The organism is Microbulbifer litoralis (assembly GCF_023634065.1).
Taxonomy (GTDB): Bacteria; Pseudomonadota; Gammaproteobacteria; order Pseudomonadales; family Cellvibrionaceae; genus Microbulbifer; species Microbulbifer litoralis.
Genome location: NZ_JALKCV010000016.1, coordinates 97057 through 108945 on the forward strand (window position 1 = coordinate 97057; position 11889 = coordinate 108945).

The following is an 11889-nucleotide window of genomic DNA, read 5'->3' on the forward strand; positions in this document are numbered from 1 at the left end:
GTCAACCTTTAGCCGATAATCTTGGAGGCTGCCCAGCCCAGGGCGGAATCCAGCCCCCACAGCACCAGCGCCATAAACAGCACAAACACCACCACAATCAACGTGGTCTGGGTCGCTTCCTGGCGGCTCGGCCAGACGACGCGGCGCACCTCGGTCTGCGCCTCCCGCAGCAATGTCCAGAAGGCACTGCCCTTGGCGGTATTGACCGCCACCGCCAACGCAACCACGCAGAGCGCGACCATCGCCAGCACACGGTAAAGAAGGGGGTATTCGGCGTAGTAGGAATTGCCCGCCACGGCAGCACCGACCAGCAGCACCACCAGCAGCCACTTCAGGCCGTCAAGACGAAAGGTCTTCGCCTCTACTTTCGCATTCATACAAAGAAGCCCTTAGCGCACAAAATGAAAAGCCCTTAGCGCTTACATGCACGGCGTCGAAACATCCGACCCCGTGACGCCCTCAGGCACAGTCAAGGCGGGGGGCGATTGAAAGCTGGCAGGCCAGGAGGGACTCGAACCCCCAACCCTCGGTTTTGGAGACCGATGCTCTACCAATTGAGCCACTGGCCTGAAAATCCCGGCGATCGCACCAGCGATCGCCGAAAAACGAGGGAGCGGAGTCTAGCACCCTCCCTCGCTTTTGCAAAGTGCGCTACCACAGAGAAGCGGCAGCGCGAAGATCAACGATCACTCGATGATTTTGGCAACCACGCCGGCACCGACGGTACGGCCACCTTCGCGGATCGCGAAGCGCAGGCCTTCTTCCATGGCGATCGGGGCGATCAGGGTTACGCTCATCTGAACGTTGTCGCCCGGCATGACCATCTCGGTACCTTCCGGCAGCTGTACGTCACCGGTAACGTCGGTGGTACGGAAGTAGAACTGCGGACGGTAGCCCTTGAAGAACGGGGTGTGACGACCACCTTCGTCCTTGGACAGTACGTACACTTCCGCTTCGAACTTGGTGTGCGGGGTGATGCTGCCCGGCTGGGCCAGTACCTGGCCACGCTCCACTTCGTCGCGCTTGGTGCCGCGCAGCAGCGCGCCGATGTTCTCGCCGGCACGGCCTTCGTCCAGCAGCTTGCGGAACATTTCAACACCGGTACAGGTGGTCTTGGTGGTTTCCTTGATGCCGACGATTTCGATTTCGTCGCCGGTTTTCAGGATACCGCGCTCGACACGGCCGGTGACTACGGTGCCGCGACCGGAGATGGAGAATACGTCTTCGATCGGCATCAGGAACGGCTGGTCTACCGCGCGCTCCGGCTCCGGGATGTATTCGTCCAGGGTCTCTACCAGCTTCTTGACCGCGGTAGTGCCCATCTCGTTGTCGTCTTTGCCTTCCAGTGCCATCAGGGCGGAGCCGGTGATGATCGGGGTGTCGTCACCCGGGAAGTCGTAGTCGCTCAGCAGTTCGCGCACCTCCATTTCAACCAGCTCGAGCAGCTCTTCGTCATCGACCATGTCGGCCTTGTTCAGGAACACGACGATGTACGGAACGCCAACCTGGCGGGACAGCAGGATGTGCTCGCGGGTCTGCGGCATGGGGCCGTCAGCGGCGGAGCAGACCAGGATCGCGCCGTCCATCTGGGCGGCACCGGTGATCATGTTTTTCACGTAGTCGGCGTGTCCCGGGCAGTCTACGTGGGCGTAGTGACGGGTCGGGGACTCGTATTCAACGTGGGAGGTCGCAATGGTGATACCGCGCTCGCGCTCTTCCGGAGCGTTGTCGATACCGGCAAATTCCACTGCAGCGCCACCCCAGACTTCCGCGCAGACGCGGGTCAGGGCTGCGGTCAGGGTGGTTTTACCGTGGTCAACGTGACCGATGGTGCCCACGTTTACGTGGGGCTTGGAACGTTCAAACTTTTCTTTTGCCATTGCTAGCCTCCTAATATAGACCCGCCGGGAGCGGCGCCTATGTCCAGAACCTGCACACCCGGGCAACACACGCTGACCCCGGATACAAATAGCCGCAGAGACACCTGCCCCTGCGGCCACCTTGAAAATGGAGCTCATGGGCGGATTTGAACCGCCGACCTCACCCTTACCAAGGGTGTGCTCTACCCCTGAGCTACATGAGCACTTACTGCCGGCACCGGAGCAAAAACCCCGACACCCAGGCGATCAATCCCGACCACCTGTATCGCCGCCATTCCGGCGACCTCCCCACCTATGCCCATACAAAATATGGAGCGGGCAGCGGGAATCGAACCCGCATCATCAGCTTGGAAGGCTGAGGTTCTACCATTGAACTATGCCCGCACGCGGGAACCTCCAGGCAAAAGGTCTCAACCTTCCGCTGGCGACACCTTCCGGTATCTCAACCTTCCAGCATCTCAAAAAATGGTGCAGGGGGGTGGATTCGAACCACCGAAGCTTGCGCGTCAGATTTACAGTCTGATCCCTTTGGCCACTCGGGAACCCCTGCTCGAAAGCGGCGTGTATTCTCTACACCGGCCACCGCACTGTCAACGACTTTTTCCTTCAAATTCACAGACTTACCTGCAGAACCCGAAGCGGACAGCGCGAGAGACAAAATGGAGCTGGCGAGAGGAGTCGAACCCCCGACCGGCTGATTACAAGTCAGCTGCTCTACCAACTGAGCTACGCCAGCCCTGCCTCTACACCTACGGTTTCGCGGTCGACCCCGTAAGTGGAGGCGGGATTCTAGGGGAAGTTATGTCGACAAGCAACCGTTGGGCGGCGATTAATTGCCGCCGCGGCGGCGGGCGCCCATCGCCGTCACTCCGGGGCTTTGTGTTGAAGCTCACGACAAAGATTCTGGCGGCGATCCAGTTCGGGATAGTCCAGCTGCAACTGGTTCCAGAAGGAATCCGCCACGCCTCCGGCCTCCCCCGGGGGCAGCACCACCCACTGCTCCAAATAAGTCTGGGGCTCCTCGCGGGTGCGGACCGGATAACCCCGCTCGCGCAACTCCCCGGCCAGCGCCTCGGCGCGCGCGGACTCCGAGAAGATGCCGAAAGAGATGCCATTGGTCAGCGAGCCTTTCGGGATCACATAACTGTCGATCCCCTCCGACTGCAATTCGCGCAGTTTGCGGAAGGCCTCGCGCCGGGAGCCCCGGGGTTCGAGGAAGACCCAGTAACGCATCTGCCCCTGCATCTCCAGGTCGCGCAACTCCGCCTCCAGTTGCAGCGCCCGCAGGCGCTCGGCGACATCCTCTCCCTGGTAAGCCTCCCCGAAGGGCCCGATCATGGTGCAGAGGGCTTCACCGCGAGACTGCGGCTCAGGCTCCGGCTCCGGTTTTTCCGGGGCCGCAGCCAACTGTTCCGCCGGCACTTCGTTGACCAGTTCGACCGTTTCGCCCGCCGCCGGGACGGGCGCGCCATCGGCCGCCACGACCTCGGTCGGAGCGCGACCGGCGGCCTGGAACCAGGCGAAGAGGCCGATATTGGCCAGCAGCAGGGCGAGTACTATCCAGCGCATAGCATCATAAAAATTCTGTTGTTCAGGGGTTACTCAGTACGAGGCCGTCGAGCACCAGCTCCGGCACCAGTTGGTGCGGGCGATCGCACAGGGATGAAAAAAAGCGGCCGTCGCCGCCGGTCAGCCACAGGCCCGGCTCGGGCCCTCCGCTGGCGACCAGTTCGCGCAAGGCGCGGTCGATCGCCCCCAGCACCATCATCGGCAGGCCGCGATTGACCGCGGAGTCGGTATCGCGGCCGGGCGCCAGCGACATTCCCGGCTCCAGCCGCTCCGCAACCTTGACCGCATCGGTATCCCGGTACAGCGCGCCGCGCATGGCGGCCAGGCCCGGCAATATATAACCACCCAGGTGCCGACCGCCAGCACCCAGCAGGTCGATGGTAACCGCACTGCCACAATCGACCACCAGTGCCGGCCCCGGATCCCGCCGGTGGGCGGCGAGCAGCGCCAGCCAGCGATCCACCCCCAGGCGCCGCGGATCGCGGTAGGCGCAGGTGACACCGGCACAGGGGGAGTCCACCCGCGCCAGCTCCAGCACCAGTCCCAACTGGCTCTGCACCCAGCCCGCCAGGGCGGCGGCGGCGGCGGGGCCGGCAACATTGGCCGCGCGCACCCGCTGCGGGCACAATTGCAGCAACCCGGAGGGCAGGCCGCCGCTTTTCAACTCGGCGGTACTGGCAACACCCCGCAGCACTGCGCCGGACGATTCCCGCAGGCGCCACTTGGTGCGGGTGTTGCCGATATCCAGTTCCAGGGTCGACATCAGCCCTCCCGCAGCGAGACTTCGCCGCCGTGGAAGAGGCGCCGCTCGCCATCCACAGCCACGACCAGGGCCCCGGTGTCATCCACCCCCTCCGCGATACCGGACCACTGCCGCTGCACACTGACAATCCGCACCGGCCGACCGGCGAACTGGTCCAGTTGCTGCCACTGCTGTCGGTAGGCGGCAAAGCCGCGCTCGGGATAGCTTTGCAGCAGCGGCAAAAGGTGGTTCAACAGTGCCGCGGCGAGACGGTTGCGATCGATCCCGGGGCAAACGCTGTTGAGGTCGATCCACGGCTGGTCGATGGCCGAGGCGGCATCGCCGCGCAGCCCCACATTCAGGCCGATGCCCACCACCACCGCGCAGCGGTCGGTCAGGTCTCCGGACAGCTCCAGCAGCACTCCCGCCAGCTTGCGCCCGCGGCACCAGACATCGTTGGGCCATTTGAGGCGTACATCCGGCACCCCGAATTCCTGCAGCGCTTGCGCAATAGCGACGCCCACCGCCAGGCTCAGGCCTTCCAGCAGTTGCACGCCGCCGCCGAACTGCCAACCGAGCGACAGGTTGATCCCGCCGGAAAAGGGACTGATCCACTGGCGGCCGCGCCGGCCGCGGCCGGCGGTCTGCTGCTCGGCGAGCATGGCGACGCCGTGGCCACTGTTTTTCTCCAACAGCCCCAGCAGGCGGGCGTTGGTGGAATCCACCCGGTCGTGCAGCAGCAACTCGTCAAGCAGATCCCGCGCCGGCGGGCGCAGACCGGCGCGGAGTTCAGTTGCGTCCAGCAGGTTCAGGCCGCCGGGCAAGCGGTAGCCGCGCCCCCTGACCGACTCCAGCGGCAGGCCCAGCCGCTCGAGTTTCTGCAGCTGTTTCCAGACCGCGGCGCGGCTCACCCCCAGGGCGGCACCGAGGGATTCGCCGGAGTGCACATCGCCATCGGCCAGCAGTTCCAGTACCGGTCGCAGCTGTGGCAGCGGGTTTTTTGGTGTTTCGGCGTGCAATTTCAACTTTCCAGGTAACGCCGGCCATAGCGGTGGCCGAGGCTGGTGAGGATTTCGTAACCGATGGTGCCGGCGTAGCCGGCCATATCATCGACGGTGATTTCGCCGTTGAGCAATTCGATCGACTCCAGTGACGCGCGCTCGGCGTCGCTCAGGGTGCTGATGTCGTACACGGCGGAATCCATCGAGACGCGCCCCACCATCGGCAGGCGCCGGCCGCAGGCCCAGCCACAGCCGCGCCCACCCTGGGCGCGCAGTATACCGTCGGCATAGCCGCCGCGGGCGGCGGCCAGCCAACTGCCCGCGGCGACCCGCTGGCTGGCGCCATAACCGACACTGCAGCCGTCGTCGACCCGGCGCTTCTGCAGCACCGGCAGCCGCAGCGTGACGGCGGCGCGCATCGGATTCCCCTGCCCCGGCACGGGGTTGACGCCGTAGAGGGCCGACCCCGGTCGCGCGACATCGAAATGGTATTCCTCCCCCAGGAAAATCCCGGAGGAATTGGACAGGCTCAACTCGACCTCGGGGCACAGGGCCCGCAACTGCTGGCCCGCGCGCCGGAAATTCTGCAACTGCTGCGCGTTCTGAGGATGTGCCGGCTCGTCGGCACAGGCCAGGTGACTCAACAGCAGGCGGATATCGGCGGCCTCCAGCAGCGCGCGATCCGCCAGCAGCGCGTCGAAATCCCGCGACGTCATACCCAGCCGGGTCATGCCCGAGTCCACTTTCAGGGCACAGGGGGCGGCGCGGCCACCCTTCCGCCGGAAAAGCGCCACCCAATGACGCAGCTGTTCGAGGGTAAAGAGCGTGGGAATCAGGCCGGCGCGGGCACAGTCTGACTCGCAGCCGGGGCGCACGCCGGTGAGCACGACAATACGCGCCTCATCGCCCAGCAGTTGGCGCAGCTCCTCGCCCTCGCCCTGGGTGGCGACGAAAAAGTCCCGGCAGCCGCGGCGGTATAGCGACGGCGCCACCCGGGCCATACCCAGGCCGTAGGCGTCCGCCTTGACCACGGCACCACAGCGGCTGGTGGTCGCGAGGCGCTCGCGCAACTGCCGGTAGTTGTCGCCGACCGCTCCCAGATCTATCTCCAGAAGCCCTTCGCGGAAATCGTTTTTCAATGGTGCCTCTCTTACTACAAAGCGCCCAGCAGGCTTTCGCGGCGCAGCGCCCGGGCGCCGAATAGGACCGCCAGCACCACCAGCGACAGGCTGGCGGCGGAGCCGGCCAGTACCAGTGGCAGGGAAACTTCATCGCCCACCAGCAGCGCCTTCAGCCACTGCTGCTGGCCCACCAGGGGAACCAGCTGCCACAGCGGATCCGCCAGTTGGACCCGCGACATGTCCAGCGCCATCAGCAGCGTGACCGGCGCCAGTTGCAGAATGCTCAACTGGGTCTGAGCGTCCTTGAACGACTGCGAGCGCAGTGCCAGCAGGATCTGCACCACCGCCACCAACAGCGCCAACGGCAACAATACCAGCCCCATGGTAATGACGCCGGCAGTGGTGGTGGCCTGCTGGATCCCCAGTTCGGCCAGCGGCATCGCCGGCATCAACGCCACCATGGCGGTGATGGCCAGCAGTGCACCCAGCCAGCCCATACTGGCCACCGACAGCGTCTTGGCGGCGATTACCTGCCAGCCGGGCAGAGGCTGCAGCAGCAGCGTTTCCAGGCTCAACCGCTCGCGCTCGCCCGCGGAGGTGTCCACCGATGTGGCGAGACTGGCGACGAACAGTGTCAGAATCAGCAGGCCCGGCACCATCGCCAGCAACATGGCGCCGCGACCGGACGGCGTGCTGACATCCCGCACCTGCAGTTTCCAGGGCGCCAGTAACTGCGGCGCCACACCGCGGGCCACCAGGCGCTGCCCGGCCACCAGTTGCTGCAGGCTCCCCAGTCGTTCCTGCAGGTGGCGCTCGGCGCGGCCGGCCGCGGTGGCGGAGCTGTCCACATAGAGGTAGAGCTGCGGTGTGCGGAAATTGCGATAGTCGCTGGCGAAGTCGTCGCCCACCTGCAGCACCAGGTCGTAGTCCCCCGCCAGCAGTGCGCGGGGCTCCCCCTGCTCGAGCGCGTCCACCTGCAGCGTATCGCTTTGCAGGCGCCGCTCCAGCAGCGGCGCACGCTCGGCCCCCAACAGCGCCAGCCGCGTGGTCTCCTCGGCGTGCTTCTTGACAAAGAAGGTCGTCGAGCCGGCGATCATCACCGGGAACAGCAGCGAGAAGCAGACCGCCATCCACAGCGCACGGCGATCGCGCCAGGTCTCGAGCATCTCCTTGTGCAGCAGCGCGGCCATGCGCCGCGCAGAGAATTTTCCGATTGCCATCATGCCGGGGCCTCCTCCCTGTTGGCGTCCCGAGTCGCTCCACCGCCGTAGGCGAGAGCGACGAAACTGTCCTCGAGGTTGTCGCTGCCGGTCTGCTCGACCAGTTCTGTCGGCGAGCCGCTGCCGACAATACGGCCACCGGCCATGACCAGCACGCGGTCCGACAACTCCGCCACCTCCGACATCACATGGCTGGAAAACAGGATGGTGGTGCCCTCCGCGCGCAGGCGCAGCAGCGTGCGCCGCAGCAGGCGCGCGGCCAGCACGTCCAGCCCGCGGGTGGGTTCGTCCAGGATCAGGTGCTGGGGCCGGTGCACCAGCGCCCGCGCCAGGGAAACTTTCATACGCTCCCCCTGGGAAAAACCGCGCGTGCGCCGCTCCCAGAGCTCACCCAGTTCCAGTTCGTCGCGCACCGCCTGCAGCGAATCCCGCAACGCGGCACCGGCCAGCCCCTGCATGCGCGCGAACAGCGTCAGGTACTCTTTCACCGTGAGGCGTTCGTAGAGCCCCTCGCGATCCCCCACCACGCCCAGTTGGCGCCGGGCCAAGAGCGGATCCGCGGCCACATCCCGGCCGCCCAGCAGCACCCGCCCGGCGTCGGCGCGCAGCAGCCCGGTCACGATGCGCAGGCAGGTGGTCTTGCCGGCACCGTTGGCCCCCAGCAGGGCGGTGATGCGGCCATCGGGGATCTCGAAACTCAATTCGCGCAACACCCGCTGGCCGGCGAAACTCTTGTCGATGGACTCTACCTCAATCACGGGCCATCTCCTGTTTCCCGGCTTTTGTTCCGGTTTTGACGCCCAGCGCCGGACCGAAGGCATCGACCATAAACGGCGGCCGCGCGATATCCGCGACACAGGTTTTGTCCAGCGGCTCCGCCGGCCGGTTCAGGAAGCGCGCGATCAGGTCCGGGATACAGCCGCGGCGGGAATTGATATGGCCGCCACCGGCGACAATCAGGTGCTGCCGGTTGGACAGGTAGCCCAGTTGGCGCTCGGCGTAGACCGGCGGTGTAATCGGGTCCGCGGCACCGGAGATCAGCAGTACCGGGTGGTCCCGTGGTTCCGGCTCGCTGTAAGGCTTGGCGGTCACGGGCCAGGCCCGGCAACCGCTGTGGAACAGGTCGTAAAAGGCCGTACCGAGGAAGGTATCGGCGCTGTCCCGCGCCACCTCATCGGCGCTGATGCGGTTCAATGCCTCGGCACAGGCTACGGAAAACGTCAGTCCCATGGCCATGCTGTCGGCGGTGTTGATGAACAGGCCGGTGAGACCGGACAGCGGCAGGTAGTTGCCGCGGCTCGCCTGGTGAATCGCGTAGGGCAACTGGGCCGCGGCAGCCGGTTCGTACAGGGCCGCGCGCACCGCATTGGCCAGCATCCAGCGGGGCACCGGCTCGGCGGCCGGAACGCCGGTCAGCGGATCCGGGAAAGCCCGCGCCTGCGCATCACTCCAGCCATCCAGCAGGCGGTTGAGATCGCCTTTCCAGTCGCCAAAACGGGCGCACTCCGGATCATCGGCGCAGTCCCGTGCCAGCTCCTGCAAGGCCTGTTCTGCGGCGCCCGCGGCGAGGAACACCTTGCTGTCGATGGGCGCCACGGCGTCGAGCACCAGCGCACTGAGGGACTGCGGATGCCACTGCTGGTACAGCAATGCGGTGCGGGTACCCCAGGATCCGCCCCAGAGGGCGATGCGGTCGTGGCCGAGATAGCGGCGCACCCGCTCCAGGTCTTCGACAGTCTGGCGGCTGCTCAGCGATTCGGCGAAATCGGCCCGCTGCAGGTAGCAGTCGGCCAGGCGGCGGGAGAACTGTTGCAGGTCCGAGGGCATCTGCCGCTCGAATCCACAGCGGAAGGCCCCCGAGCGGCCCGCCCCGCGGCGGTCCACCATGACGATCGCCCGCTCGCGATTGACCTTGCGGAACGCATTCAACAGCGGCGCCAACTCACTGGCCGCCTGCCCCGGCCCACCGGCCAGCAGGTAGAGGGGATCGCGACCGCTGTCGCTGACCGCCGGGGCCACCATCACCGCCAGGCCGCCGGGGACACTACCGGACGCATCGCCCCGGCCCGCGGCGTCTACCGGTACGCGATAGCAGTGCAGCGCACTGCTCCAGCCGTCCAGATAGCAACGCTCCCCGGCCGGCACCGTCTGCGCCTTCGCCGGCCCCGTCAGCACGCCACCGAATACCAGTAACAATACACACCACAGTCGCCCTGTCCCGAGCATGGCTCCCACTCCCCGCACTCTCAAACGACCGCCAGTCTATCGAACTTTTGGCGCCAATGCGTTTTCCCCCGGCCCTCCCGACGGGAATAGCATTCGCACAGCCGCGCGCACAGTGGTAAGGTTCCGCTTTGCATTCCCTCTTCGCTTGCGCCCATGAGCTTTTCAGACCGAGAAAAACAACTAATCCGCGCAGCCTTCGCCTGGGGACAGATCACCCACAAAGAAGGCTACACACTGTCTGACCTGGAAATTGAAAAGTCCGTGCTCTTCCGGCGCCTGCTCGCCGGGCGCCCGCCACTGGCCTTCCCGCCACCGCTGCGCCACGGTTTCCCTTGGTACGAAGTCATCGAGGGCCGTGGTGAACACGTGGTCAATGCCTCCGAGGCCTCGCCCGAGTGCAGCATCATTGCCCCGGGCAGCAAGCCCGGCGATACCTGCATCCTGATCGACGGCGCCTTCTGGCGGGTGGCCGAGACCGTGCGCGAGCGGGAGGAATACATTGTCGAGTGGGGTCAGTATCCGATCCAGTGGCGGCTCAAGAAGCACTGGGAGGTCAATTACGAGATGACCCAGCAGCTGAGCAACTTCCGCAAGGACAATCCCAACGCCGAACTACAGTTCGACAACCGCAGCGGCCAACGGGAATACAGCGAATTCCGCATCGACGACGAACAGACGGTGTGGTTGAGCGAGTGGCAGCTGAGCCGTATCGGCCTGTCCGGCTGGGTCTGGGTCGGCATGCCGGTGGAAAGTGACAGCCGCCTGCAACTGGCGACACTGGCCCGGGACCAACAGGGGCCGCTGGTGATCGGTGAGGCCGACAGGAAGCGCGGCGCAGGCTGGCTGCGCATCGAGCAGGCCGGGGAGGAGTTCCGTTTTATCAAACTCGGCGACAAGCTCGAGTACCAGTCGCTGATCGCCGCGGCAGTCACCGAGTTCGATACCCTGCTACACGGGGTCGAAGGGGATGAACTGGAAGTGATGGACTGGCGCAACGACACGGCCCTACGCCACTACGCAGTACCCACCCACCTGGCCCCGCTGGAGCAGTTTGACCTGATCGAGCAAAACTATGACCTGGTTCCGGACAACGCCTACGCTAGCTGAACGGGCCAGCTCTCAATCCACATCCCGGCCACGGGCCGCACGCAGCAACCGGAACCAGGCCTCGCGGGGCATATCCACCGACAGCGCCTGCAGGGCATTGCGCAGCCGCCCGATCCTGCCACTGCCCAGTATCGGCACCATCGCCGAGGGATGCTTCAACAACCACGCCAATGCCAGTTGCTGGGCTTCCAGTTGCATTTCCGCTGACAACTCCTCCAGGCAAGCCTGCACGCGCAGGGCTGCCTCATCGCTGCCGGTAAAAAGCGCCCCTCCCGCAAACGGCGACCAGGCCATGGGAATCATCTTCTGCCGCTGGCAGAAATCCAGTTGGCCATCGAACAGCGGCAGTGAGTGCAATACAGAGACTTCGATCTGATTCACCACCAGCGGCGCCCGCAGGCGCGACTGCAGCAACTCTACCTGGTGCGGCAGGAAGTTGGACACGCCCACCGCGCGGACTTTTCCGTCTGCGATCAACCCATCCAGCGCCGCAGACAATTCATCGGCATCCATTAGCGGATCCGGGCGGTGAATCAACAACAGGTCCAGTTGCTCCAGGCCCGTTTTGCGCAGGCTGGACTCCGCCGCCGCGGTCACATGGGCGGCACTGCTGTCGTAGTGATTGATGGCAAAGTGGTTATCCGCTCCCATCAGCTTGATTCCACACTTGGACACAACCTCAAGTTGTGAGCGCAGCGCCGGCTTCAGCTTGAGAGCCTCCCCAAACAGCTGTTCGCAGCGGTAGTCACCGTAGATATCAGCCAGGTCGATGGTGCTGACACCCAGCTCGACAAGCTCTTCGAGCAGCCGCAGGGTCTCCCGGGGGCTGTATTGCCAGTCCGCCAGGCGCCAGAGGCCCATGGCAATGCGGGACAGGGAAAATTCGGGATCGAGATGGGATTGAATACGCTGCATAGTGAACCGCCTGTTGTGGAGGCCGGATTCTGACATCCGCAACGGGTTTGAAACAACTGTACAACCGTCCGCGGAAATAAGACTGCCGAAGGCATATTCTGTGACACG

At 65.1% G+C, this 11889-nt stretch carries 11 protein-coding genes and 5 tRNA genes; 1 reads left to right on the forward strand and 15 read right to left on the reverse strand.

Features of this window, described 5'->3' with window-relative positions; genetic code table 11:
* Positions 1-8 precede the first annotated feature (8 nt).
* The 14 genes from secE to MWN76_RS18900 all read right to left on the reverse strand — a co-directional run bounded on the left by secE (position 9) and on the right by MWN76_RS18900 (position 9759).
* On the reverse strand, positions 9-377 hold the full coding sequence (gene secE, locus MWN76_RS18835; protein ID WP_250464343.1) for a preprotein translocase subunit SecE: 369 nt from the start codon (positions 375-377) through the stop codon (positions 9-11).
* A 116-nt stretch (positions 378-493) separates the two neighbouring features.
* Positions 494-569 (reverse strand) — tRNA-Trp (locus MWN76_RS18840).
* Positions 570-686: 117 nt separating this feature from the next.
* Positions 687-1880, reverse strand: a complete 1194-nt coding sequence (gene tuf / locus MWN76_RS18845; RefSeq protein ID WP_250464322.1) for an elongation factor Tu — start codon at positions 1878-1880, stop codon at positions 687-689.
* Positions 1881-2008: 128 nt separating this feature from the next.
* Positions 2009-2083: transfer RNA gene (locus tag MWN76_RS18850), tRNA-Thr, on the reverse strand.
* Positions 2084-2190: 107 nt separating this feature from the next.
* A tRNA-Gly gene (locus tag MWN76_RS18855) sits at positions 2191-2264 on the reverse strand.
* A gap of 82 nt (positions 2265-2346) precedes the next feature.
* Positions 2347-2430, reverse strand: a tRNA-Tyr gene (locus tag MWN76_RS18860).
* 110 nt (positions 2431-2540) lie between these two features.
* Positions 2541-2616: transfer RNA gene (locus MWN76_RS18865), tRNA-Thr, on the reverse strand.
* A gap of 128 nt (positions 2617-2744) precedes the next feature.
* Entirely contained in the window at positions 2745-3449 is a 705-nt protein-coding gene (locus MWN76_RS18870; protein WP_250464345.1) for an SPOR domain-containing protein, read from the reverse strand.
* Positions 3450-3471: 22 nt separating this feature from the next.
* Positions 3472-4212: a type III pantothenate kinase gene (locus MWN76_RS18875; RefSeq protein WP_250464347.1), complete on the reverse strand. Its 741-nt coding sequence runs from the start codon at positions 4210-4212 to the stop codon at positions 3472-3474.
* Positions 4212-5210: a bifunctional biotin--[acetyl-CoA-carboxylase] ligase/biotin operon repressor BirA gene (gene birA / locus MWN76_RS18880; RefSeq protein ID WP_250464349.1), complete on the reverse strand. Its 999-nt coding sequence runs from the start codon at positions 5208-5210 to the stop codon at positions 4212-4214. Before birA ends, MWN76_RS18875 begins: the two co-directional genes overlap by 1 nt.
* A 2-nt stretch (positions 5211-5212) precedes the next feature.
* Positions 5213-6331, reverse strand: a complete 1119-nt coding sequence (alr, locus tag MWN76_RS18885; RefSeq protein WP_250464351.1) for an alanine racemase — start codon at positions 6329-6331, stop codon at positions 5213-5215.
* 14 nt (positions 6332-6345) lie between these two features.
* The gene (locus MWN76_RS18890) at positions 6346-7536 is read right to left on the reverse strand and encodes an ABC transporter permease (RefSeq protein ID WP_250464353.1); all 1191 of its coding nucleotides are present in this window, start codon (positions 7534-7536) and stop codon (positions 6346-6348) included.
* On the reverse strand, positions 7533-8291 hold the full coding sequence (locus tag MWN76_RS18895) for an ABC transporter ATP-binding protein (protein WP_250464355.1): 759 nt from the start codon (positions 8289-8291) through the stop codon (positions 7533-7535). Before MWN76_RS18895 ends, MWN76_RS18890 begins: the two co-directional genes overlap by 4 nt.
* A complete protein-coding gene (locus tag MWN76_RS18900) occupies positions 8284-9759 on the reverse strand; it encodes an alpha/beta fold hydrolase (RefSeq protein WP_250464356.1) in 1476 nt (491 codons plus the stop codon). Before MWN76_RS18900 ends, MWN76_RS18895 begins: the two co-directional genes overlap by 8 nt.
* 153 nt (positions 9760-9912) lie before the next feature.
* Between MWN76_RS18900 and MWN76_RS18905 the strand changes: the two genes are divergently transcribed.
* Positions 9913-10866, forward strand: a complete 954-nt coding sequence (locus MWN76_RS18905) for a hypothetical protein (protein WP_250464358.1) — start codon at positions 9913-9915, stop codon at positions 10864-10866.
* Between the two features lie 12 nt (positions 10867-10878).
* Here the strand turns inward: MWN76_RS18905 and MWN76_RS18910 are convergent, their stop codons facing one another.
* A complete protein-coding gene (locus MWN76_RS18910) occupies positions 10879-11781 on the reverse strand; it encodes an aldo/keto reductase (protein ID WP_250464360.1) in 903 nt (300 codons plus the stop codon).
* Between the last annotated feature and the right edge of the window lie 108 nt (positions 11782-11889).